This window comes from Bacillus horti (assembly GCF_030813115.1).
Classification (GTDB): domain Bacteria; phylum Bacillota; class Bacilli; order Caldalkalibacillales; family JCM-10596; genus Bacillus_CH; species Bacillus_CH horti.
On sequence record NZ_JAUSTY010000005.1, the window covers coordinates 252,915 to 274,361 of the forward strand.

At 39.6% G+C, this 21,447-nt stretch carries 26 protein-coding genes; 22 read left to right on the forward strand and 4 right to left on the reverse strand.

Annotation, left to right across the window (positions count from 1 at the left end):
- Positions 1 to 87: 87 nt before the first annotated feature.
- On the reverse strand, positions 88 to 669 hold the full coding sequence (locus J2S11_RS07940; protein WP_307393146.1) for a hypothetical protein: 582 nt from the start codon (positions 667 to 669) through the stop codon (positions 88 to 90).
- Positions 670 to 929: 260 nt separating this feature from the next.
- Here J2S11_RS07940 and J2S11_RS07945 point away from each other — a divergent pair, with 260 nt between their 5' ends.
- Positions 930 to 1,574: a hypothetical protein gene (locus J2S11_RS07945; protein WP_307393149.1), complete on the forward strand. Its 645-nt coding sequence runs from the start codon at positions 930 to 932 to the stop codon at positions 1,572 to 1,574.
- Positions 1,575 to 1,692: 118 nt separating this feature from the next.
- Here J2S11_RS07945 and J2S11_RS07950 read toward each other — a convergent pair whose 3' ends face one another.
- On the reverse strand, positions 1,693 to 3,117 hold the full coding sequence (locus J2S11_RS07950; protein ID WP_307393152.1) for a PQQ-dependent sugar dehydrogenase: 1,425 nt from the start codon (positions 3,115 to 3,117) through the stop codon (positions 1,693 to 1,695).
- A 449-nt stretch (positions 3,118 to 3,566) separates the two neighbouring features.
- Between J2S11_RS07950 and J2S11_RS07955 the strand changes: the two genes are divergently transcribed.
- Positions 3,567 to 4,466, forward strand: a complete 900-nt coding sequence (locus J2S11_RS07955; RefSeq protein ID WP_307393155.1) for a metallophosphoesterase family protein — start codon at positions 3,567 to 3,569, stop codon at positions 4,464 to 4,466.
- A 136-nt stretch (positions 4,467 to 4,602) separates the two neighbouring features.
- Here J2S11_RS07955 and J2S11_RS07960 read toward each other — a convergent pair whose 3' ends face one another.
- On the reverse strand, positions 4,603 to 5,313 hold the full coding sequence (locus J2S11_RS07960; protein ID WP_307393158.1) for a hypothetical protein: 711 nt from the start codon (positions 5,311 to 5,313) through the stop codon (positions 4,603 to 4,605).
- Between the two features lie 450 nt (positions 5,314 to 5,763).
- Here J2S11_RS07960 and J2S11_RS07965 point away from each other — a divergent pair, with 450 nt between their 5' ends.
- From J2S11_RS07965 to J2S11_RS08045, 17 genes are all read left to right on the forward strand, one after another.
- Positions 5,764 to 6,546 carry a nitroreductase family protein gene (locus tag J2S11_RS07965; RefSeq protein WP_307393161.1) on the forward strand — a complete coding sequence of 261 codons (783 nt, stop codon included), beginning with the start codon at positions 5,764 to 5,766 and terminating at the stop codon, positions 6,544 to 6,546.
- Between the two features lie 43 nt (positions 6,547 to 6,589).
- Positions 6,590 to 6,934 carry a DUF952 domain-containing protein gene (locus J2S11_RS07970; protein WP_307393163.1) on the forward strand — a complete coding sequence of 115 codons (345 nt, stop codon included), beginning with the start codon at positions 6,590 to 6,592 and terminating at the stop codon, positions 6,932 to 6,934.
- Positions 6,935 to 7,141: 207 nt separating this feature from the next.
- On the forward strand, positions 7,142 to 7,903 hold the full coding sequence (locus J2S11_RS07975; RefSeq protein ID WP_307393166.1) for a class I SAM-dependent methyltransferase: 762 nt from the start codon (positions 7,142 to 7,144) through the stop codon (positions 7,901 to 7,903).
- A gap of 212 nt (positions 7,904 to 8,115) precedes the next feature.
- Positions 8,116 to 9,150 carry an alpha/beta fold hydrolase gene (locus J2S11_RS07980; protein WP_307393169.1) on the forward strand — a complete coding sequence of 345 codons (1,035 nt, stop codon included), beginning with the start codon at positions 8,116 to 8,118 and terminating at the stop codon, positions 9,148 to 9,150.
- Positions 9,151 to 9,396: 246 nt separating this feature from the next.
- On the forward strand, positions 9,397 to 9,768 hold the full coding sequence (locus tag J2S11_RS07985; RefSeq protein WP_307393172.1) for a hypothetical protein: 372 nt from the start codon (positions 9,397 to 9,399) through the stop codon (positions 9,766 to 9,768).
- Positions 9,769 to 9,959: 191 nt separating this feature from the next.
- Positions 9,960 to 10,457, forward strand: coding sequence for a DinB family protein (locus J2S11_RS07990; RefSeq protein WP_307393289.1), 498 nt, complete (start codon positions 9,960 to 9,962; stop codon positions 10,455 to 10,457).
- A 177-nt stretch (positions 10,458 to 10,634) separates the two neighbouring features.
- Positions 10,635 to 11,123, forward strand: a complete 489-nt coding sequence (locus tag J2S11_RS07995; protein ID WP_307393174.1) for an RrF2 family transcriptional regulator — start codon at positions 10,635 to 10,637, stop codon at positions 11,121 to 11,123.
- A 58-nt stretch (positions 11,124 to 11,181) separates the two neighbouring features.
- On the forward strand, positions 11,182 to 12,114 hold the full coding sequence (locus J2S11_RS08000; protein WP_307393176.1) for an NAD(P)/FAD-dependent oxidoreductase: 933 nt from the start codon (positions 11,182 to 11,184) through the stop codon (positions 12,112 to 12,114).
- 132 nt (positions 12,115 to 12,246) lie between these two features.
- On the forward strand, positions 12,247 to 12,435 hold the full coding sequence (locus J2S11_RS08005; RefSeq protein WP_307393178.1) for a LacI family DNA-binding transcriptional regulator: 189 nt from the start codon (positions 12,247 to 12,249) through the stop codon (positions 12,433 to 12,435).
- A complete protein-coding gene (locus tag J2S11_RS08010) occupies positions 12,420 to 12,722 on the forward strand; it encodes an alpha-amylase family protein (RefSeq protein ID WP_307393181.1) in 303 nt (100 codons plus the stop codon). The genes J2S11_RS08005 and J2S11_RS08010 overlap by 16 nt, the downstream gene beginning before the upstream one ends.
- A 429-nt stretch (positions 12,723 to 13,151) precedes the next feature.
- Positions 13,152 to 13,481, forward strand: a complete 330-nt coding sequence (locus tag J2S11_RS08015; protein ID WP_307393183.1) for an ArsR/SmtB family transcription factor — start codon at positions 13,152 to 13,154, stop codon at positions 13,479 to 13,481.
- The gene (locus J2S11_RS08020) at positions 13,478 to 13,876 is read left to right on the forward strand and encodes an SRPBCC family protein (protein ID WP_307393187.1); all 399 of its coding nucleotides are present in this window, start codon (positions 13,478 to 13,480) and stop codon (positions 13,874 to 13,876) included. The genes J2S11_RS08015 and J2S11_RS08020 overlap by 4 nt, the downstream gene beginning before the upstream one ends.
- 149 nt (positions 13,877 to 14,025) lie before the next feature.
- On the forward strand, positions 14,026 to 16,281 hold the full coding sequence (locus J2S11_RS08025; protein WP_307393190.1) for an ATP-binding cassette domain-containing protein: 2,256 nt from the start codon (positions 14,026 to 14,028) through the stop codon (positions 16,279 to 16,281).
- Between the two features lie 80 nt (positions 16,282 to 16,361).
- Positions 16,362 to 17,069 carry an FAD-dependent oxidoreductase gene (locus tag J2S11_RS08030; RefSeq protein WP_307393193.1) on the forward strand — a complete coding sequence of 236 codons (708 nt, stop codon included), beginning with the start codon at positions 16,362 to 16,364 and terminating at the stop codon, positions 17,067 to 17,069.
- A 306-nt stretch (positions 17,070 to 17,375) separates the two neighbouring features.
- Positions 17,376 to 17,705, forward strand: a complete 330-nt coding sequence (locus J2S11_RS08035; RefSeq protein WP_307393196.1) for an ArsR/SmtB family transcription factor — start codon at positions 17,376 to 17,378, stop codon at positions 17,703 to 17,705.
- The gene (locus J2S11_RS08040; RefSeq protein WP_307393199.1) at positions 17,702 to 18,094 is read left to right on the forward strand and encodes an SRPBCC family protein; all 393 of its coding nucleotides are present in this window, start codon (positions 17,702 to 17,704) and stop codon (positions 18,092 to 18,094) included. The genes J2S11_RS08035 and J2S11_RS08040 overlap by 4 nt, the downstream gene beginning before the upstream one ends.
- 194 nt (positions 18,095 to 18,288) lie before the next feature.
- Positions 18,289 to 18,711, forward strand: a complete 423-nt coding sequence (locus J2S11_RS08045; RefSeq protein WP_307393200.1) for a DoxX family protein — start codon at positions 18,289 to 18,291, stop codon at positions 18,709 to 18,711.
- 173 nt (positions 18,712 to 18,884) lie between these two features.
- On the opposite strand, the gene J2S11_RS08050 is transcribed toward J2S11_RS08045, so the two are convergent.
- Entirely contained in the window at positions 18,885 to 19,241 is a 357-nt protein-coding gene (locus tag J2S11_RS08050) for a winged helix-turn-helix transcriptional regulator (RefSeq protein WP_307393202.1), read from the reverse strand.
- Between the two features lie 125 nt (positions 19,242 to 19,366).
- Here J2S11_RS08050 and J2S11_RS08055 point away from each other — a divergent pair, with 125 nt between their 5' ends.
- From J2S11_RS08055 to J2S11_RS08065, 3 genes are all read left to right on the forward strand, one after another.
- A complete protein-coding gene (locus J2S11_RS08055; protein WP_307393205.1) occupies positions 19,367 to 19,774 on the forward strand; it encodes a YybH family protein in 408 nt (135 codons plus the stop codon).
- Positions 19,775 to 20,138: 364 nt separating this feature from the next.
- Complete coding sequence (locus J2S11_RS08060) at positions 20,139 to 20,567, forward strand: MarR family winged helix-turn-helix transcriptional regulator (RefSeq protein ID WP_307393207.1); 429 nt, start codon at positions 20,139 to 20,141, stop codon at positions 20,565 to 20,567.
- Between the two features lie 44 nt (positions 20,568 to 20,611).
- Positions 20,612 to 21,391, forward strand: a complete 780-nt coding sequence (locus J2S11_RS08065) for an alpha/beta fold hydrolase (RefSeq protein ID WP_307393210.1) — start codon at positions 20,612 to 20,614, stop codon at positions 21,389 to 21,391.
- The last annotated feature ends 56 nt before the right edge of the window (positions 21,392 to 21,447 follow it).

A 21,447-nucleotide genomic window follows, 5' to 3' on the forward strand; every position in this document is an offset into this window, starting at 1 on the left:
GGTTGCCCTCTCTCATTGATACTACTTTTGAACCATCCACTTGAAAAAACTTGCTTTTGCGGGCACCTTATTATCCTATTACCTCACTTAAGTAATCACTTTACTTATTTTCTTAATGCAATACTTACTTATTTCTATCCATAGCCAGCTGTAGAAAAATGAGAATACGTAAACCAATGCGATTGTACTCAGACTAAACGTTGATGAAGCTATAGGCCCAAGGACAGGGAATTGAAAAACATAAAGCACCAAAAGGATTCCTCCCAATAAAGAAAACGACCCGACCAACACAGCGGACAAACGAGTTTTAAAATATAAGAGTGAGCTCCCAATTCCAAGCCCTAATAGGCCAGTCGTGAAAGGGAAAATGATCAGTTCGCTAGGTTGAATAAAAAAGAGAAGAAAAATAGTGAGTATATAGGCGGTCAGACCTGATCGGAAAGAAAAAATAGTGCTTAACATAATAGGAGCTGTGGCGAGGGGACTAATCAGGTAGCCAATTCCAGGCAGAAGCCCTCCCATGGATTGGAAAATGGAGGACAGCGTTGCAAGAAAAGCGACAGTGACCATTTTCCTTGTGGTTGCTTCAGTTGTTTTAAATCGGGTGCGAATTTCTGAAACTCCTACACAGTCAGGGTTAAACCAGTAATTTTTTATAAACTTCGGCATTCAGAGGGTACTCCTTTCATCAGCCTGATTATCAACATGATGACTCTGTTGTTCTGTGGAAACGTAGGAATACTAGAATTCAAATTTTTAGATGAAGCATCCTATCTGGATGCTTTCTATTAGGATGAAAGAAGCTCGAAAGATTGGTACCTGATCTTTCACTTAGACATATGCTGAAAGGAGAATAAATATATCATGATATCTAGGGTTCCTAGGCGTATATCCTTGATAATGTATATTTCCTTGGAAGGAGTAATCATATGTCATATTCACAATGGGATGTTTTAAACAATAACTACATGTTCGAGACAAGACCGCAGCCTGACTTGAGTGATGCAAATGCGGAAATGAGCAGATTGCAGCCCATACTTCAACATATACCTTTGTCTTCGCCTGCGTTTCGACAGGCTATGAGCTCGGTACTTCAACACCTTCAGGTCGTTAGCAGAGCTCTTGCCTTAGGATGCGGAATGAGTTCTGAATTTCGTTATCTTCCTGAAGCGTGGGGACTTCCTGAGCTGCAGATTGTACACGCTCGTTATCTCACACCCCTAAGCTATCATCTATACTCTGCCTTGGGAGCAGCGGAGCTCCTGGCAACCGGACATGGGAGGTACTCGCATTTTCCACTGGGAGTTGGCTGTATGCTCTCGATTCTTCGATTATGGGAAACCTTTCCTGAGGCGGTGGCTAATCTTCGGCGTGCAGCTGGTCCCCATTACACGGCTACTATCGACCAAGCTGAACGAACTTTAATGCAAATGGTGCCGCAAACTCAACAAGCTTTAACCATCAGTCGATCGGCAGTAGAGTCGGCAATTTGGGAAGCTGCAGTTCGTGCCTCACAGCTAGCATACGAGGTTCGGGGCAGAGTCGCTAAATCTATGGAACAGGAAGTGTATTAGAATTAGCGATGATTGACGAACGGTTGAGTGACAATTGATGTGAAATGAATAGATGATAGTTATATTTGTTTGAGGATGGAATCATAAATCAGTTTCTTTTTGAAGACCATCCTTTTTGTCATGGAACAATTTCAAAAAGTTTCCCTTGGTTAGAATCAGTCACTTTCATAGAGCCATATACCCCTAGAAATAGTCTAGTTTGATTTAGATTTGTTCCCAAACTCACATAATAAGCTGATTGTGAACCAAAATTATAATCAATTTCAATAACATTAAAGTCGCTTAGCTTAGAATCTATTCTTACCTTCGTATAAGCTAAAGCTCCTCTAACCGGTAGTTCAGATTCTTCTTTTCGAGCTAGGTCGGTAAACACAACGGCCCCCGATAAATTGGGGATTTCCGTTCCCATATAGGGCTGGACTCCTGTAAGTGCAGTAGCTCTAAACTTATCTGCACGGGGATCCTCATGATAATAACTAGTTAGTGGCTGAAGTCGCCGTATGGAGGTTTTTAGTGCTTCGTCGTAATAAGCAATTGTTTTCTCAATTAAATCTGGGTTTGTTGAGCACTCTTTGGGTACAGAAGTAGGAAAAGCACCTTCCCACCCCCGCCATCCGAAGTTTATAAAGCCTTCTTGATCAGTATCAGATTTCATTAAAGAAGCTTGAACAAGCTGGGTGACCGGGATCGGCTTATACTGAATGAATGAGAAAATCGATTCTACAAAATCCTGTCCGACATTTCCGACGTATTTAATATACTGATTATAAAATTTTTGAAATGAAATCCCAGGTACATTACGAATCCCTTTAGCGATTACTGTAAGCGTTTCTTGAATAGGTATGGGAAGTTCATTAAAACGAGTTACTACGGGAGGATTATCGATAAATGTAGGTTTATCTACATCAATTTCAATTATTTTACCTGCTATTTCCATATCATCTTGACTTAAGTTAAATGGATCATAGCCTGATCCTCCATCTCCTGTTGTCAGGACAAGCTTACCTGTTTCAGGTGAAAAGTTTAAGCTATTGACACCATTATGATTTGCAAATGGTCTTCTGATATTGAGTAAAGTTCGCTGCTTTTGAGGCTGGCTATTCGAAGGTAAAATCCATTCCTCAACGGTATTAATATGATCAAATTGAATTTCTCTATTTATCCACTTTAAATTTAAGGTTTTAGGATCACATGGGTTAGGCTGAAAAGGTTCAGGAGGAGCACCTAGGAGAGCACCTACACCTTGGGTTCCAGCTACTGAGTAATAAAGGTAAAACAAATGATTATTATGAAAGTCTGGATGAAATGCTAGTCCTAGCAATCCCCGTTCATCATATCCACCATTAGCACCTAGTTTTATGATTTGTTGGCGAATATCTAAAAAAGTCTTTATTACTCCGTTTCCTATGTAAAAGATCTCTCCTACCTGTGTTGCAATAAATAACCTTTCGGTTGAATCATCCGGATGTATGGCTGTTTTTAAGACAGTAGGTAAATTTAGATTACTAACAATGGGACGCAAACTCACTTTAACTTTTGCCAATGAACTTAACCCTCCTTTATTATTCTTTTATAAGAATATGAGTGATAGGTCCTGTTTATTATTACCTTAGCTGATTAGGGAGGAATAGGCGCTAATGCTGATTTTTATTTCTGCGGACCCGTTCCATTTATGAAGGCTGTAAACCATGCATTGAAGGATTGGGGCGTACCTGACGAGAGGGTTCTTTGAATTCTTTGGTCCAGCGGAGGTATTAAGTTAATTTAACCAAATGAAGGTTGTATTCTTGATACGACTGGTCGCAAGTGTTGCTTTTCGAGGGTGAACACTTTGACCAGTCTTTTTTTGTTGTGTCTGGACTTGATTTGCCGTGCTGGTTCTAGCATGGGATAGGTAGTGGCCGGAACGGGTCGTCTCCCTCATTCATATGATAGATAAAACTGAAGGAAAGGAACGTGATTGCTTTGAGCTCCGATTCAAGGAAAACCGAATTGTCGCTATTCCGAACATCCAGGAGACGTTTACAGCGCAACGTGCAAAAGTTGAAAAATCCGAATGAGTTCTCGTTTATTTTTCTGGGGGACAGCTGGGCAGGGGATGGGCAAACGAGCAATACCATTTTTGGGCTAGCTTTATCTGCAATCCGCTCCTTGAAAAGAAAACCGTTATTTATTTTGCATAGCGGAGATTCTGTTTTTACTGGTACAGCCGAAGAATTTAAAACGGGAGGTACCTATACCGATAATCTCCCGGTCAAAAGCCTTCTACAGCTCATTCAAGATCCAACTAATGGAGTACCCAACATCCCTTTTTTCATTGTACCTGGTAACCATGATCGAACAGGTATTAACGGTCCACTTACAAATTTCAGAACCTTTATCGGTCCAACCCGTTTTAGTATCAATCTTCCACGAATCAAAACGACAATCATCGGTCTCAATAATGTTAAGCAATTGGGTCTTGATGCAAACAATCAACCTATCTACGGGTTTTCGCCATCAGAATTGACTTATCTAAAATCGAAGCTAAAAAAGGCTAAGAAAAACACGCTTTTGCTGATGCATGTACCACCTAGGATTGGAAAGTGGGCGAACCCGAACTATTTTAAGGATCCGGAATCGACCTTCGGCAATGAAAATGGTCAATTGACTCGCTTTCTTAGAATTATTCGGGGGAAGGTACGCCACGTACTTGTCGGTCATGTACACGCTTTCGATAAGTTAACCTTCCAAGGGACTCGCTATGTCATATCTGGAGGGGCCGGAGCTCCACTCGTGAAGGAAGGGTTTCTGAAAGGAACTCGGACTCCAATTTTCCATATTATTGAGTACACTGTGCGTAATGGAGTTGTTGTCAAACGTCGTGTCATTCCTATTGGATATACGGCTTAACTAGGTGAGTAGAGAGAGTTATATGCTTAATCATCATCATACAAAAATGTAGGGGTCCCCCGATCGTATAAAAGCAAGCCTCATGGTGGTGCTTTTTTTTTTGCGTATTCGTCCTCTTTGGACGGTAGCGCCACTATTATGTTGGAATTCTGAATGAAGGCTCTGTTCGAAGATAATAATTAGCTCTTACCTCTGCCGACCAATTTACAAAGACCTCTCTCCATTGTACACTGCTAAAAAATTCATCAATAGATTGATTCTGCGAGTCCCATTCGACAAAGACATTGAGTGGCGTGATGCCTCCCTGCCATAATCCATTACTTACGTCAGTCCCCTTTTCCCGGACTAATAATATAGGAAGGCCAAATTGAAAAGCCATGGAGGGTTCTATTTGTAAAAAAACAGAGCCTTGCCAAAACGGAGTGGTGGTAGGCGGTTGTCCGGCGTTTGTTTCTAAGATTTGCACGAAAAACCTTTGGAAATTTATAGCTAGAAGTCCATAGCTAGATATAATTAAGCGACGGATATTGGTTAGTATGGTTTCGGGATATTGTTCACTTTCCGGCAATGTACGTGGGAATAACAAAGCATCCTCAATTTCTAAAATGAGACGATTCAAAAATTGTTCCTGAAGACTATTAAGCGTACTTGTCGTACTTAAAAAGATCGGAATTCGAAAGGCGCGATCGATGCAATCCTTGATCAATGTATTTTCTTCATTGTTCGTTAATTTTGAGGAAGAAGTGTTATCTTGAGGAACTATGGGGAACCTCTGTGTAGTATTTAAAGGGGGGAGCTTTTTTAAAGGGGTTCTCTGGCTTTTCCCCTTAGTTTTTTGATTATCCATTACCAAAATCCTCCTTGTAAATTAAAGTCAACGGCAGTATATGTACGACTGCCTATTCATGCTACTGTTGGCTGTTAGATATCTTCTTTTTGAAACTAGAGCTTCCATGTGATCTGTTGTAAACTGGTACGTAAGAAAGATTATCTTTTTAGGCTTTAATTTTAGAAAAAGGGTGGTGTAGTTTATTTTTTTATATCGATATTTTCTATTAATTGTTTTATGTGTTTTGATTACTATTTCTTTAGCTTTCTTATTACCAAGTTTCTATCCTAGATTTTCATTAGATGGGAACATCATTATGGTGCTAAGCTTCAGCTTTATTGTTTGTACATTTGTTACTTTACTTTATTGTATTTTAATAGAATTAAAGAAGATAAATGATAGATAGAGATCATTGTAAAATTTATTTATACTCATAATTACACTAGTAGATAAAAAGGAGTGATAGTCATGGAATTCAACGACGTTATTCACGGGCACAAATCAATCAGGCGGTATGAGGATAGAGAAGTAAGTCAAGAGCTGCTCGATCAAATATTAGATGCAGGTATTCGTGCTTCTTCAAGTGGTAATATGCAATCCTACTCGATTGTGGTCACAAAGGACAAAGAGCTTAGGGAAAAATTATATACACCACACATGAACCAGTCGATGGTGGTTGATGCACCCGTTCTTTTAACTTTTTGTGCTGATTTTAATAGAATGAGAAAGTGGCTTGAGCTGAATGATGCCCCCGTACATTTTGATAACTTCATGAGCTTTATGATAGGAGCTATTGATGCTACACTAGTCGCTCAAAACTGTGCACTAGCAGCAGAAAACGCTGGATTAGGTATTTGCTATATGGGATCAACACTTGCGAATTGTGATCAAATTGGTGAAATTTTAAATCTGCCACCGAATGTTGTGCCTGTTGTGGGTTATTCTTTAGGATATCCGGCAGAAAATCCTGCGCCACGTGATCGTTTGCCGAAAGCGGGGCTTGTTCATTATGAGCAGTATAAGGATTATTCAGATGAAGATATTCTTGAAATCTATAAGGAGAGAAACGAAAAGGGATGGCAGCGGTACATGGATGTCCCTAGACTTAAGGAAATGACTGAGGAATTAGGGTTAAAAAATCTTGCTCAGATTTATACGATTGCGAAATATACAAAGGAATCTCATCAGGGGTTTTCACAGTCGGTGTTGAATTACTTACGCAGTCAGAACTTTATGGAAAATGAAGAGTAATAATGAAAGAGGATATTTGACCAGAAGAGATGGGAAGAAAAATATGATAACGCACATAACTACAAAAGAAAAATGGGAGCAGGCTAAAGTAAAAGGATATTACGATCACGAAAGCATTGAAGAAGAAGGCTTTATACACTGTTCTTCGATAGAACAAGTTGTGAAGGTGGCAAATAATATCTATAAAGGGGAGTCGGAATTACTACTTCTTTTAATTCAGGAGAGTATTGTGAAACCAAAGGTTATTTGGGAGGATCTTTACGACCTGAATGAGCTTTACCCTCACATTTACGGTGTTTTAAATATTGAAGCAGTTATGCGTACATATGAGTTTAATCTAATGGAGGATGGAAGTTTTCAGTTGCCATTGGATTTACAGGGGAAGTAACAGATTAAATTACTAGCTGGCAAATCATTTCAATAGAATAAAAGGAATAGATAGGAAGTGAACGAATGACTAGAATGAAACGAATTAACTCCTCGGTGCAGTTCATATAATCTGATAGCAGATTGTACCGAGGTAAGAATGTATGTGTTATCAGTTAACTGCACCGTTTCCATATTTTTAAAAAATACATGGAGAAGGAGCATAGTTATGAATAAGAACAAATTAAAAGAACAATGGTTGTCAGAGGAAAAGAAGAGCTTTGAAGGATGGGACTTTTCATATATAACAAAGAGAGTGATTGGAGAGCCACTACCATGGGATTACGATAAAATCGTTCGGCAATACCTGATAAAAGACTTTATCCTCCTAGATATGGGTACGGGAGGTGGAGAGTATTTATTAACCCTCAACCATCCATACTCAAATACTTATGTAACCGAAGCTTATCCACCAAATTATGATCTCTGTAAAAGGAAGCTATCTCCGCTTGGTATTCGAGTAAGACAAGTTGTTGATGATGCGAACCTTCCTTTTGAGAACAGTATGTTTGATATAATCATTAACAGGCATGAATCATTTGATATCCATGAAATCAATCGAATTTTAAAACCAAATGGTTTATTTATTACTCAGCAGGTTGGAGGACAAAATAATAAGGAGCTAGCTGAGTATTTATTAGGAAGCTTTGAAGAAATAACAAATAGTGACTTCGCTCTTGATCGTACTATTGAATGGATTAGAGGGATTAAATTTAAAGTTCTATTTTCAAATGAGTATTTCCCTAGATTAAAATTCATTGATGTTGGTGCTTTAGTTTACTTGGCAAAGATCATAGAATGGGAATTCCCGAGTTTCTCAGTTGAACATTGCTTTGAACAGCTTTGTAAATTACAGTCTACTATTGATAGACAAGGATTTATAGAAACAAAAGAACATCGGTTTATGATCGTTGCTCAAAAAGCTGTATAAATTATAGATAAGATAATCCACACTAGTTAACAGTATATTCTGGTAATATAGATAAGAAGCAAATAGTTGACGAATTTACTATAAAGTAAAAAAGATCAGACATCAAAGCTCCAGCCTAAGTTAAGTGCTATCTATGGCTGGAGTTTTTTAGTAGGTACCATAACTTATGTGGAGTATCTAAAATCAAAATTGAATAGAATAGGGTGACGCTAATGAAACTTTTCAGCACAAAAAAGGATTTTATGATTTCAGAACAGGGTATTAGTCAAATTGAAAAAGTTATGATTGGAGGAATTCAGCAGTACCTTTTGATACAGTCAGAGAATGTTTCTAATCCTGTATTACTTATTCTACATGGAGGGCCTGGACTACCTATTCCAGGGGTGTCAAGCCGATCAAGCGACTTTGTTCTAGCGACAACTACTAAAGAATTAGTCAAGCACTACACATTGATTTTTTGGGACCAAAGGGGTTCTGGAAAGACTTTTGACAAACAAATTAGTATGGAATCATTAAATATAGATCAATTTATCTCAGATACTCATGAGGTTGTACAATTTTTGAAGAATAAATTTAATGAGCAGAAAATATATCTTGCTGGGTATTCTTGGGGTACTATTCTTGGACTCCGTTTGGTTCATGAGAATCCAAGTGATTTTCACGCATATATCGGTATATCTCAAATAGTGAACTGGACTCAAAATGATGTATTATGTTTAGAATGGACTCTGAACAAAGCTAGAAGTAACAAGAATGATAAAGCCATTAGAGAATTAGAACAATGTGGTCATCCTCCGTACACGGAAAGTCCTGATCAATGGGTTACTTTAAGAAAATGGATGGCAAAGTATAAAACGATGATTTACACAGATGGGCATGTAAAACATCCAGGGATGAAACTAGCCATAAGTCTTCTTCTGAGGTCCCCGGATTATTCAATACAAGACACGATAAACACGATGGCAGGATTTCAAAAAATATATACACAAAGAATGATTGAGGACTTTGCTGAGATTAATTTTAATGAGACGATTAAAAAGGTTGAGGTACCTGTGTATTTTCTGCATGGAAGAAAAGATGTACATGTATACGGTGAATTAGTGGATGAATTTTATGAGGCGTTAGAAGCACCTGCAGGCAAACATTTTTTTTGGCTAGAAAAGTCTTCTCATATTTATCACCCTGATGATGCTAGAGAAATTGAAAGCATATTAATAGATATAAAAGAATTATTGGATAATAAATAACAATTATATGTATAAGTAGGTTTTGATATGGAAAATGAGGGGTATTTATACTAAGTGCGTTAAGTATCCTTATGTTTCCTATTGATAAAAGTATATAGAATCCTATTGCTCGAATACATAACTAGACATGAACAAGCAAGAAAGACAATAGATTTTCTAAAAGTATATGAAGTATGTTGTATCAATAGTCTTGATGAATGGAAAGGATGTTAGCGCTCTATCTAAAAAAGACATATGGAGGTTTGAATGAAGCACACAGAGATACGAGTGGAACATTTGAAATTTGGTTCTTTGGTAAAATGGAGTATTTACGTTACGTTATCAGCTGGAATTATACTTGGTCTATTATTTTCCGTTCTAAGTCTGGTAGGCTTTGAGGTAGAAGCTACATTGAATGGAGAACAGCTAACAGGAGTGCAACAAATCCTTTTCTTATTATTTGTGACTCCTATCATGATTCTTTTACTAGGAATTTTTTCTTCGATCATTCTATATTTACCGATGCGTCTTGTGTTAAAGATTAAAAAGGGAATTAGTTTAAAGGGGTTATTTGTGGTAGAAGTAAGTGAAAAAAATGAAAATAAAGCTGTTGAGCAAGAATCTAATCTAAATACCTAATATAGCTGTAAATGGAATACAAGCATAGACAGGTGAGCTTTCGATTACTTAGTAGTGGCTCTTTTTTAAGAGTCACTATTTTATGTTAAATCCAAATTTCGGCGAGAATTGAAAAATAAATTAATGCTTGGAGATCAACCTTTTAACTCGACTTTGTTTCTAGTATGCTAGTCATATAAGGGAGGGGATCAATTTTGAAACAACTAATCATTGGAGACGCTTTGCATGAGTTTGCTACTACCCGCCGTATCCTAGAGTGTTTGCCTAATGAGCATATGACCTGGAAGCCGCACGAAAAATCGATGACGTTGGGTGGGCTGGCTACTCACTTGATCAACATATTGAACTGGCAAGCTCCGATTTTTCTATACCCTGAATTCGATCTTTCGACCGTGCCACTTCGCCGGGAGCCTTTAGAAAGACGCGAAGACCTGCTAGAGGAATTTGATGCGAACGTAGTTAAGCTCGAAAAGCTATTAGCTGAATGTGACGAGAAAACGCTAGGTGAGGAATGGACCTTACGGAATGGCGACCATATTATTCTACGTCAACCTAGGGCACTGGCACTTCGCACTTTTGGAGTGAGCCACATGGTTCATCACAGGGCGCAGTTAGGCGTTTATTTGCGCCTTCTTGATATCCCAGTACCTGGTCTTTATGGCCCTTCTGCTGACGAGGAAGGTAAATGAACTAAGACTTCCTGAAATAGTCGCAATGTATCGGGTGACAGCCAGTATATTGTGACTTTTTCTTGAAGCTTTTAAAACTTGCAAAATAAAAGCAAATCGTTTATTATGGACATCTCAGGTCTATAATGATATGATTATGTTATCCTAGACAAATAATTTAAGAAAGGGAGGAGGAATATGCAGTTTTCCAAAAGTACTGATTATGCTCTACATGCCTTATTTCATTTGGCTTACTCGGAGAGTAATCAAAACGTAGGTGTCAAGGAGTTATCCTCCACACTCGGGGTATCAGAGAGCTATTTATCTAAAATCATGTCTAAGCTGAGGCAGGACGGGATTGTACGAGCTGTACCAGGGGTAAAAGGTGGTTATGAGCTGGCTCGAACGCCTGAACAAATCACTTTTTTTGATGTTATCCAAGTCATTGAGGGCAGACAGCAGATGTTCGAATGCTCGAATTCAAAATCTCAGCAGCACCAGCTGTTAGCTAATGAAGGAGATGGGCTGGAAGAACAGGAACAGCCTAAAAGAAATGGCTGTTTGATTGAACAGGTGATGAAAGGTGCGGAACAGCGGTTGTACGAATATTTGCAAGAGAAAACGATTCAGTTCGTAGTGGACGAGGCGATTAAGAGAGGCTGGAATCCTGAAGCAAACAAGAAGTAATAGACTTCTTGTGCTTATATTATGGATATTGCAGGTCTACAAAAGGAGGATATATATAATGAAAAATGAACAATTAAACGATGTGACAATTATCGGTGGAGGTCCTGCAGGATTGAGTGCTGCACTTGTTCTAGGTAGAGCTAGAAAAAATGTTATCGTCATCGATGAAGCGAAACCGCGTAATGCGGTGACTCGCGAGACCCATGGATTTCTTACGCGTGACGGAGTTAGCCCTAGTGAATTTAGAAGACTTGCGAAGGAAGAGATCAGTGCCTATCCCTCTGTTTCCTTTGCACTGGAAAAGGCTGAGTCTATTACGGGAACAGATGGTCATTTTAAAATTATGACGACTCAAGGTAAGCTTTATGAGAGCAAAAAGGTTCTGTTTGCTATAGGTATGAAGGATCGACCATTGGACATTCCAGGGCTGACTGAAGTGTATGGAAAAAGCGCGTTTGTTTGTCCATATTGCGATGGATGGGAGCTAAGGGATCAACCGCTTGTTATCATTAATAAGGGGGCAGAGCTTATGCACTTTGCTCCATTGATTTCTGGATGGTCGAAGGATTTTACAATCTGTACAAACGGACCCGATGAGTTATCGGACTCAGAGCGTGAGGGACTGAAGCGCCAGGTGTCATTGCACGATTCTCCGATTAAACACATAGAATCAAAGGACGGGATTGTGCAGCAGGTTATTCTTGAGGACGGGACGAGCATTCCTTGTAGAGGTATCTTCTTCAAGCCAGATTTGGTTATGGGTTCAGATCTGCCGAAACAAATCGGATGCGAAATAACGGAAATAGGAACGGTAGCTATTGACCAGCTTGGGAAAACGAACATACCTGGTATTTATAGTGCTGGAGATTCAGCAACACGTATGCATCAAGCCATTGCTGCTGCTTCTATGGGTTCATTTGCCGCGGCAGGCATAAACAGTGAACTGAATGCAGAGGCTTGGATGGCAACTTTTAGTCCGAGAATGGTATAAGGCTCCATATACTTTTTAAACAAAAAGTTTATTAATTATGCCAGTTTGTTATACTATATAATTAGTTCGCGTTATTTCGCTGAATGGATGGCTTCAAAAATTTTACGATAAGTTAGGACCAGGTGAAACGATATGGCAACGTTAAAGGATATTGCAAGGGAAGCTAATGTTAGTGTGATGACTGTTTCTAACGTGATCCACAATAAAACGTCAAAGGTTTCCTCTGAAACAGTGGCACGGGTGCAAGCTATACTAAAGAAATATAATTATACTCCGAACATGAATGCTGGCTACATCAGCAAAACATGCGAGTCACACTGAACGTTCATCCTGCGGATGGTGTACGACCTCATGAAGAGATGTATGAAGAAATGGCGAAGGAGTTAGGTATTGATTACGTTAACGAGCATCCGATTCCTTTTAATATAGCAAGTCGAGCCTTTAGAGACGCGTATTTTACCTACTTACACCGACCCGAAGAAGCTAGAGGGGTGGATTTTTGGTGGATTGATTGGGAGCAGGGAACTACAAGTGGAGTCGAAGGCTTAGATCCACTATGGTTAAGGATAAGCTCTATCAATTATTCACAAGCTACGAAGAAAAGATAGATATTCTATCCGAGATGAGAAGTATGAACCTACAGAACGATCTATTTGATGCGTTATTAGAGGTCATGCTCGATTGATCAATTGATCAATGAATTCAAGACAAAGACGAGGTGCAGAACAGCTCAACTTATCAACCTCACGTTAGCAAGAAATGTATGGAAAAAAGAAAGAAGCATTAGATGTTGAATATCGCTTGCCCTTTGTACTTATTTTAATACCGTACGAAGGGCATTTTTTTGATCAAAGTTTAAAATTATTATTGACACGACACCAAAAGGTGACCTATAATTAAAACGCCACCAATTGGTGTTCAATTAGACAGTAGTTATCTAGGAAGTTTGGAATATGGATTAGTTTTACTTAAATTAAACTGAGGTGATGGCGAAATTATATCAATCCCTTAGTAATAAATGTATAGGAGAGGGTGTAGTGAGCGAGAATAATCAACAGCGTGATGTGTTTGACGCGATTGCAGATCCAACTAGGCGCCAACTCATTCATCTTTTAGCAGAGGCAGAGGAAAGACCGCTTTATGAGTTAACGGCTAAGTTCCAAATGGGCCGTACAGCGGTATCCAAGCACTTAACTATCCTTAAAGAGGCAGGACTAGTACATGACCGAAAAGTCGGCAGGGAAACGCGCTTTAAGCTGAATCCCAAACCACTCAGAGAAGTTCAAGATTGGGTGTCATTCTACAGCCAATTCTGGAGCGCGAATATGCTACGCTTGGAACAACTATTACAGGAGGAAGAGGAATGAGTTTAAAATTATCTTTGGATTTTCAGTACAAGACATCGATTGAGAGGCTTTGGACGGCATTAACTGATTCAGGAATGCTTGCCAAGTGGATTTTGGCTAATGATTTTAAACCTGTTGTAGGGCACTGTTTTCAGTTTCAGGCAGAGCCGAACGAATATTGGGATGGTCTTATTGAAGGTGAAGTCCTTATGGTAGACCCACCAAATCAGTTGTCCTATACCTGGGCAAGTGGAGATGAACAACACACAGTTATCTGGACACTTAAGGATCTAGGAGATGGAAATGTTAATCTTCATCTTGACCAAACTGGATTCTCAAATCCACATGGTCTAGCAGGAGCCAAGCATGGTTGGACGGCATGGAGTACTGAGCTTGAAAAGGTTTTAGGACAATAAAAGTATTCGGTTTAAGCTGAGAAAGATAGCTTGACCTTATTTATCATAAAGCGATTGCAAAAACCGGGTGCAAGTAGAGTATGTAGCCGGTTTATGTATGCTTCCCATACTCGAGTAAGCAAATTAACAAAATCGGAAGGATGTTAATGATGACTGAACCTAATCAGGAATATATCGTAATCTCGGCTGCAAGGGAAAACAATCTAAAGAATGTATCCTTGCGTATCCCGAAGCGTAAGATTACGATCTTCACCGGGGTATCTGGTTCCGGGAAATCGTCCATTGTCTTCGACACAATCGCCGCTGAGTCCACAAGATTGTTGAATGAGAATTTCAGTATGTTTGTGCGTAGCTTCCTGCCTACCTATCCACAGCCTGATGCTGATTCCATCGAAAATTTGAGCATGGCTGTTATTGTAGATCAGAAGCGGTTGGGAGGCGGGTCACATTCAACAATGGGGACGATTACAGATATTTCTCCCATTCTCCGACTTCTCTTCTCACGAGTGGGTCAGCCCATTGTTGGACATGCGAGTATGTTTTCGTTTAACGATCCGCAAGGTATGTGTCCTGAATGTAACGGGATCGGTCGTAAATTAGGCGTTGATATGAGTAAGGCGTTAGACATGTCAAAATCGTTGAATGAAGGGGCCATTTTATTACCTGACTATAAGGTAGATAGCTGGGATTGGTCCTTGGTTGTGCAGTCAGGCTCTTATGATGCAGATAAGAAGCTAAGTGAGTATGCTGATGAGGAGCTGGAAGAGCTGCTGTATGGCAAGGCGAGGAAAGTGAAGATGGATTTTGCCGGGAAGGCAACGAATATTACTGTGGAAGGTGTCATAGAGAAATTTAGCAACAAGTACATCAAGCAGGATGTGAAGGCGAAGTCTGAGCGCACACAAAAAGCAGTTGCTCCGTTCATCACAGAAGGTTCATGTCCTACTTGTCATGGAGCAAGGCTTAGTCAAGCCGCTCTTAACTGCAGGATCAATGGACTTAACATTGCGGAGATGTCCTCCATGGAGGTCGGCCAGCTCATTCGTGTTATTAGGGAGATTGACGATCCGGTCGCAGCGCCAGTAGTCAAGTCACTGATTGAGCGATTGCAGCACCTTGTAGAAATCGGACTTGACTACTTGTCTCTTGATCGTGAGACGGATACATTATCCGGGGGCGAGTCGCAGCGCGTAAAGATGGTCAAGCATCTTAGCGGTAGTTTGGTGGACGTTACCTATATTTTTGATGAGCCAAGCGTTGGCTTACATCCGCGTGATGTACACAGATTAAATGAATTACTTAAGAAGCTTCGTGATAAAGGTAACACGGTCATTGTGGTCGAGCATGACCCTGATGTGATTAAAGTGGCAGATCATATTGTTGATGTCGGTCCTCACGCCGGTAGCCGCGGGGGTACCATTGTATTTGAAGGAAGCTTTGAAAACCTGCTAGATTCCGATACGCTGACAGGCAATTATATGAAGAGACCACTCGTGCTGAAACAGGATTGCAGAAAGCCATCGGGTCAGCTACCGATTAAGAATGCCACATTGCATAATCTGCACAATGTGAGTGTAGACATTCCAACCGGCGTGCTAACAGTAATTACTGGCGTTGCAGGCTCAGGGAAAAGTACGCTGATTAACGAGGTGTTCCTCAGTCAGCATCCTGATGCAATCGTTATAGATCAATCATCTGTTGGCGTGTCCACACGTTCGAATCCAGCAACCTACACAGGAATTATGGATGATGTGCGTAAAGCGTTTGCTTCGGCGAACAAGGTCAATCAAGGATTGTTTAGCTTCAACTCCAAGGGAGCTTGTGAAAACTGTCAAGGCCTAGGAGTTGTCTATACAGACCTTGCTTTTCTCGAAAGCGTAAAGCTTCCATGTGAGGTTTGTGGAGGCAAACGATTCAAGGAAGAAGTACTCGCTTACAAGCTAAATGACAAGTCCATAGCTGAGGTGCTGGAGATGACTGTGGAGCAGGCGTTAGAATTTTTTCAGCTTAAAGAGGTTGTACGTAAGCTTCAGGCGATGAGCGATGTGGGACTAGACTATATTACACTCGGTCAGCCCCTCAGTACTCTTTCTGGCGGGGAATGCCAGCGTATTAAGCTAGCAAGCGAACTGCATAAGAAGGGCAGCATCTATGTGATGGACGAGCCTACGACTGGCCTACACATGTCAGATATTGGTCATCTTCTAGGCATCATGAACCGCCTAGTGGATGCGGGCAATACGGTTATTGTCATAGAGCATAATCTTGATGTAATCAGTCAAGCGGATTGGATCATTGATATGGGACCAGATGGGGGAAGCAAAGGTGGTCAAGTGGTATTTGAGGGTCAGCCATCACAGATGATTCATGCGGAGAAGTCCATCACTGGAAGATACTTGATGTAATACAGCAATAGATTGCTACGTTAAATGTGAATTTTTTCAGAAGAGTACGGTTTGCAAATTTAAAAAAGGGAGATGGGGAAATGAGTTTTTTCAAAGATTTCGTCTCAATTTTCAAAAAGAGGGAACTATTATTTTTAGAAAGCTACCAAGAATCTGAAGGTGTATATTCTTTTCTATTTGAAAAAGACAAAGATTTAACCTGGGAAGCAGGACAATATGGTTTGTTTAGTATTACACATAAGAAAGTAAAAAATCCTACAAAACCATTCAGTGTGGCCTCTGCTCCTACAGAGAATGTTATTAAAATCACAACGCGTATTAGTGATGCCCCAAGTGATTTTAAGAAAGCCTTAATAGAATTAAAACAGGGAATGAAAGTTAAGATGGGTGGACCTGTAGGGTCATTTTGTCTACAAGATAATAGTCCTTCCCTTCTGATTGCAGGTGGAATCGGAATTACACCATTTCGATCGATCCTAAAACAATTAGAGGCAGAAGGAAATGGCAGTAAGATGCCCATACATCTACTTTATATGGATGGTAAAAAGTCATACATCTATAAAGATGAGCTTGATGAAATGGCTAATAATACTTCAATTAGTGTAACGTACCTTGATTCAAGCCATGATTTAAATCAGGAAATTGATAAGTTTAATGCCAAATATAAAAACGATGGTAAATACTTTGTTGCCGGACCAAAGTCAATGGTAGATTCAGTCACTAGCTATTTGCAAAGTAATGATATTTCAAAACGGAATATTAAAAAAGATGCCTTTTATGGGTACTAGTTAAGAATAAATACGAATGGACATAATAATTTCTCTACAGATGAAGCTTCAGCGTTACTGCGCTGAAGCTTTTATACGTATCCAGGAGCCTAGTGATACATTCTATCAAATAATCGATACAAAAATACGAATAAATAATAGAGGTTGACAGGACACTGAATGGTGTCTTATAATTAAAAAGACACTGAATGGTGTCATAATCTCGAAGAGACACTACAAAAAGTTAAGTTAGGATTTCTATCCTTGCGCACACTTGGTCTGAAATCAAAAAGAGTGTCCTTTGGTACAATTTTAGGAGGGGGTGTTGTGAGCGAGAACAACCAGTTGCGGGACGTGTTTGCCGCTATTGCTGATCCTACTAGACGCAGACTAATTCGTCTGTTAGCAGAGGTAGAGGAGTTGCCGCTCCACGAGTTGACATCACAGTTTTCAATAGGCCGTACAGCGGTATCCAAGCATTTGACCATTCTCAAAGAGGTAGGACTGGTACTTGATCGAAAAGTCGGGAGAGAAACTCGATTTAGACTTAACGCCCATCCACTCAAAGAAATACAAGATTGGGTGGCTTTCTACAGTAAGTTTTGGAATATGAATATGTTGCGCTTAAACCAACTATTAGAGGAGGAAGAAAAATGAGTTTAACATTAACCTTGGATTTTCAGTACACAACATCGGTGGAGAAGGCTTGGTCTGCTTTAACCGATTCTAGCAAACTAGCACAGTGGATCACAGAAAATGATTTTAAGCCTGTTGAGGGAGAACGATTTCAGTTTCGCCATCAGCCGTACGAGTATTGGGATGGAATCGTTGACGGCGAAGTACTTAGTGTAGAAGAACCTAACCACTTATCCTATTCTTGGGGTACCGGAGACGAGCGACAAACGGTCACTTGGAAGCTGCAGGATTTAGGGGACGGGAAGGTTAACCTTCATCTCGAACAAACAGGATTCTCAAATGCTGAAGGACTTGAAGGCGCTAAGTATGGCTGGAATGAATGGTTCAGTAAATTTGAACAGGTGTTGTAATAGTAGCAAATAGCTGACTGCAGTTTAAGTCATTCAGAGATTAGAATGTCTTAGACACAATTTCTTTTACACGACACCAAATGGTGATCTATAACTAAATGAGACACCGTTTGGTGTCTGAAAAATAATCTCTATTATAAATTTTGCAATCTGAAATTAGTTCTACATGAACAATGATTAGAAGGAGGAAGCATATGAGTACGGTAATCAGTACGGAGCAAAAAAAGAAAACGAACATAACAAAGCGAAAAAAAGTAATCTATTGGATTTTTACAGTTTGGCTCGCACTTGGAATGCTTTCAGCAGCAATCGTTCAACTGATCCAATTGGATGGAGAAGTTGATATGATGCTACATTTGGGTTATCCCGCCTATTTTCTCGTTTTACTTGGCGCTTCTAAAATTTTGGGCGTGATAGCCATATTAGTTCCTAAATTTCCTTTGCTAAAAGAATGGGCTTACGCAGGTTTTTTCTTTACAATGGCAGGAGCGCTCTTTTCACATATTATATTAGGGGATTCATTTGGAGACATATATCAGTCCTTATTACTTCTTATTCTAACTGTAGCCTCATGGTACTTCAGACCTGGGGATAGGAAAATCACAGGTGGGCAATAAAATTTGTGACGGTCGCTTTTTATTTTATGAAAAGAATAGTGTTTGGCGGGATTACAGTTTCAACTAGGCGCAAACCGATTAGTCTGTTAGCAGTGCCAAAGGAGAATCCGCTTCAGGAATAAAAAACTCATTTGAAATTGCAAATGAGTTTTTTTTGGTAAGAGAAATGCCTCCTAATTCTCTCCTCGATCTTTATCTTTTATTTCCTTTTCTTTGGAGATACGAACCTCGCCCAATTTGATCATTTGTTCAAGGATAGGAGTCAGGTTTGACCCGAATTCTGTTAAATTATAGTTCACTTGTGGAGGGATAGTTGGAATCACGGTACGACTTATGATACCGTCTTTTTCTAACTCTCGGAGCTGTACTGTCAGCACATGCTTCGAAACTCCCGGAAGCAATCGATGAAGTTCCCCAAACCGTCTCGTCTGCCCCTGCAATTCAAAGATCAAACGTGGCTTCCATTTTCCACTGATCATTTGAACGGCTACATCTACTGGGCATCCATAAGTTCCATCTTGATAAGGCATATCGTCTGTCCCCCTCTACCTAGTCACTAATAGATGACCTAGTCATTGATTTCTGCCTACTTACTTTTCTTTCTCGATTAAGGTAACGTATAGCTATATCTTAGTATAAAGAAAGAGGAGAGCTTATGTCACTATCAAATTCTAATGATAAAGTCTACAAACCTGAGGAGATGAACCCTGCCTTCGCCAAAGCGTTTAATTCTGGCAAGCTAGAAAATTTGCTAGCTTTGTTCGAGCATGATGCTATACTGTTCGATCACGGAGGCAAGCCACATCAAGGAAGAGGTCCTGTACGAGAAACGTTGGCAAAACTGTTACAGATTAAAGGGACAATGGTATCAAAAAATATCCACTGTACTCCCTTTGAAGACATTGCCCTATTACGCTGTCACTTTGTTATTCATACCATAGACCCTGAAGGAAATCCCACACAAATTGAAGGACATTCCTCCGAAGTTGCCAGAAGACAATCAGACGGAAGCTGGTTGTATATTATCGATCACCCGTTTGGGTCACAGCCTCTTGTAGATTAGCTGGCTTTAAATAAGGGTTGTCTCAAAGGAATATAGTCCTTCGAAGACAGCCCTTTTATTTTCAAATGGTTTCAACAGAGAGGCTATTCAACCATTCAAGCACAACGCACGAATGCGTCTGGATCTTCTAGCTTTTCCATATGCGAAGGTATCTGATTTCTTCCATGTCACATAGGGTGATGCTAGATGAACGGGGGCACGGCAATGATCCTTGGTTTCAACCCATAGAAGCATCCCCAATAAATATCCAACCCAGACGGATTTATCGATCTTCAAGCTATCCAATAGCGCAAAAATATTTACTTTTTATTAAAGTTACTTTATAGTTAAGTCGTATTAACAATTAAGCGGGGTGTTATGTAAGGTGAAGGATCACTATATTAAGCAGATAAACGTTTTACGTAACGAGATAAATATCCAGATAGCCAATAAGTTTGAGGACAGGCTGGATAATGAGTTAACAACAAAGCAAGTATTAATACTTGAATTAATAAGGACAGGTGTTACCTCAACAAAGGATCTAGCAGATAAGCTAAATGTCTCAACAAGTGCTATAAGTCAATTACTGAATAAATTAGAGGATAAAAGATACGTTGAAAGGTTTATTAATCCGAAGAACCGTCGTGAAATTGTCTTGAAGCTCGCTGATAAAGCCAATCAATATTTTAACGATTTAGACTCATTGAAGGATGAGATCAATAGAGAGGTTTATGGAAAGCTGTCACTAGAAGAATTGAAACAGTTGGCAAGCATCCTGGGGAAGTTACAAGGCATTGTAAATGAAGGTAGCTAAGAAAGATTAGATAGACGTCTTTAAATTAGAGAGGGATGATGAGGATGGCTTTATATTATCAAGAATATGGGGATAAAAACGCTGATCTGATGGTATTTATACATGGTGGTGGAGTGAGTGGCTGGATGTGGGATAAGCAAATTGAATACTTTACTCATTTTCACTGTGTGGTTCCAGATTTACCTAAACAAGGTCAGAGTGGTGATGGGGTAGACTTCTCTATTAAAAATAGTGCAGAGCAGCTTATCGAATTAATACAGGGAAAAGCTATGGGCAAGAAGGTGATTGTTGTTGGCTTTTCTTTGGGGGCTCAAGTAACGATTCAGCTATTAAGTATGAAACCAGATTTGATTGATTTTGCCATGATAAACAGTGCTTTGGTAAGACCAATGTCATCTATGAAAGGGTGGATTCGGCCTTCTATTAAATTAACATCTCCATTAATGCGTAATCGATCATTTGCTAAGCTACAAGCCAAAACTTTGTATGTTGGTGAAGACCATTTTGAAAAGTATTATCAAGAGAGCTGTCAAATGAAAGCAGATACACTTATTCGAATATTAGAAGAAAATATGTCATTTGAAATACCTAAGAATTTTAAAGCAGCAACTGGAAAGATATTGGTTACAGTAGGTGATCAAGAGAAATCCGTTATGAAAAAGTCTGCAAAAGATATTGTGGCAAGCAACTCAAATTGTGAAGGTGTCATTATACCTAAAATTGGACATGGAGTTACTATGGCAAATCCTGATCTTTTTAATGAAATGCTAGAAGCTTGGATATGTAAAGGGAACTTACCTGAAGGTGAAAGAATACTAGGTTGATTTTTCAAGAAATTGGTTAATGGATAAGTTTTCAGGAAAACCTGCAGAAGTTTATT